The organism is Citrobacter sp. Cpo069 (assembly GCF_030332785.1).
Classification (GTDB): Bacteria; Pseudomonadota; Gammaproteobacteria; order Enterobacterales; family Enterobacteriaceae; genus Citrobacter; species Citrobacter portucalensis.
The window spans coordinates 1-2160 of the sequence record NZ_JAOWHD010000033.1; the positions used below are offsets into that span (position 1 = coordinate 1).

Consider the following 2160-nt stretch of genomic DNA (forward strand, 5'->3'; position numbering starts at 1 on the left):
AGTTAGCGCGAGCGCAAGCGAGTTTACCCCGCCCTGGTGCATTGCAGCATGGCGGGGCGCTGTACTGCGCGTGTGAGCGTCAGCGAGCTACGAGCGCAACTCCAGGTACTAATATAAAACCATCACAGGTCATTTTATTTTGACTCCCTTTTGCAGAGCACGTATTCAGGATGTTCTCCTGCAAGTAACAAAAGAAACTCAAACTCAACCAGTGACAGACTTTGACTGTTTTGAGTATTAACTTCCTCTTTTTTCTGCCAGGTTCTTAGCCCAACACCATAAATATGACTGCATTCCTTTTGTGTTAATCCTGCTTTTAAACGTAATTTTTTTACATTTTCAGGTGTATTATCGGGTTTCATTTAACATAAACTCCTTAATTAAATTCTTAACTGGCGTCTCATCGTCTTCCCTTAATCCGGCACACGTAAAATCAATATGTTGTAATTCATTCTCATTCAGTACAGCATCATACAATGTAATTTTCGTAGTTTTGTTCCCGATTTTAACATTTGTTCTGGCTTTTATCCTTTTTGTAAGCCTGTAATTGTCACCTTCTTTTTCAAGAAAATAAGTCACATCACCTTTATTTTTTCTCATAACTGTTTCAAATACCCTGTAATTTTAACAAGTTGATCTATACTCAAGCCCCGAATCTGTAAATCATAACTGTCGCCCTGTTCGGTGACTTTACCGTTCAATCCGTTTTCAGCTTTAAAGCCTGTCAATGCCCCATACCAGCTTTCAAGCTGGACAAGTTGCGATAACATACCTTTCAGGATCAGAATTTCGTCCTTTTTTTCCACCTGGTGTTTCTCATACTCAATCGCCTGTAACACCTCCTGCGAAGCATTTACCAGAATTTTTCGCTCGATATCGGCTGCAATATCAACGGGATTCCGTTTTCTGGATAACGTGCAAACATGATGCGGACTACGCCAGGAACGACTATCCACACTCCCCACCACAGAAAAGCGGTCTTTTTCCATCCGAATATGCACAGAGTAATTTTTAAACTGCGGTGACGTCAGTTTTATACGAGACGAACAATCATCAAGTTTGTTCACGCGCCAGCCGTTCCCCAGGATACGGCAGACAACTTCAAAGACAGGGTGATATTGTTCAAAAAAAGAGTTCATCTGTTTCCCTTTTTGCTACGTGGCTGCTGTTCCCGTCTTTTTGGGTTCGATGCCCCAAAAGACGGGCTGGCTATAATATCGGGGGCTTCTCGCCCCCGTTCTGGTTACGCTCTGGTTTCCACGCGTTGCCACCCTGTCGCCCTGCGCTGTCCGGTTGTACCGTATTTTGCGCGGATTTCTTCTATCGTGTGTTCTTCACGATTCCAGTAACTTTTATGTTCGTCTGGACGATAAAACCATTGTTTTTTCTTTGCCGCCCATTTACACCCGATTTCTTTTAAAGTTTCCTTATGTGTAATGGTTTCTCCACTAATCCAGACCCAGTTACCTATCACTTCAAATACCAGACCAGATAAACCAGAAAGAACGTTTAATACTTTTTCCAGGTCATCACCGTAATTATATCGTGCATGTTCATCAGTGCTCTGGAACTGATTTATTTTATCAATATTTGCCATCAATACATCAAAAGCTGCATTTACCGCTTTCATCAGTTCAGCCCCTAACGGGTTACGATCTGGATGATATTTTAAAGCGGCTTTTCTGTATGCTGCTTTGATATCTTTTTCAGTTAATTCGCCGGATAATCCAAAAACGTTTAATGCTTCCTGGATATTCATTTTTTTAATCTCCTGCCCTGCTGGGCTATTGTGAGAGGGGCCATTCCCCTTTCGATGAAACAATAATACGACCTTTAAGTCGTATTTGCAAGTTTTCTCCCGTTTTTTTACTCGATAAGTGATTGTTATCACGTTTTTTAATCCGCGTAAGCGGATGGAAGGGGCGAACGAAAATACCAGGGCAGCACAGGAGCCACATCGCCCCGAAGCGCGGCGCAGCCGCTGACGAACGTACCAGGGTGCACAGGCCATCCCTTCACCCTGCAAAGCCCAACTGACCAGCAGGCCATGATTATGCTGATTTGCGCCGCAGAATGCCGCAGTTAGCGCGAGCGCAAGCGAGTTTACCCCGCCCTGGTGCATTGCAGCATGGCGGGGCGCTGTACTGCGCGTGTGAGCGT

Annotated in this window: 4 protein-coding genes; all 4 read right to left on the reverse strand. The window is 44.2% G+C overall.

The window, feature by feature from the left end:
* Positions 1-134: 134 nt before the first annotated feature.
* Positions 135-362, reverse strand: coding sequence for a helix-turn-helix domain-containing protein (locus OGY08_RS01640; protein WP_000801440.1), 228 nt, complete (start codon positions 360-362; stop codon positions 135-137).
* On the reverse strand, positions 349-600 hold the full coding sequence (locus tag OGY08_RS01645; protein WP_001230707.1) for a hypothetical protein: 252 nt from the start codon (positions 598-600) through the stop codon (positions 349-351). The genes OGY08_RS01640 and OGY08_RS01645 overlap by 14 nt, the downstream gene beginning before the upstream one ends.
* Entirely contained in the window at positions 597-1139 is a 543-nt protein-coding gene (locus OGY08_RS01650; protein WP_001083906.1) for a hypothetical protein, read from the reverse strand. Before OGY08_RS01650 ends, OGY08_RS01645 begins: the two co-directional genes overlap by 4 nt.
* 104 nt (positions 1140-1243) lie before the next feature.
* A complete protein-coding gene (locus OGY08_RS01655; RefSeq protein WP_001025395.1) occupies positions 1244-1759 on the reverse strand; it encodes a J domain-containing protein in 516 nt (171 codons plus the stop codon).
* Positions 1760-2160: the final 401 nt, after the last annotated feature.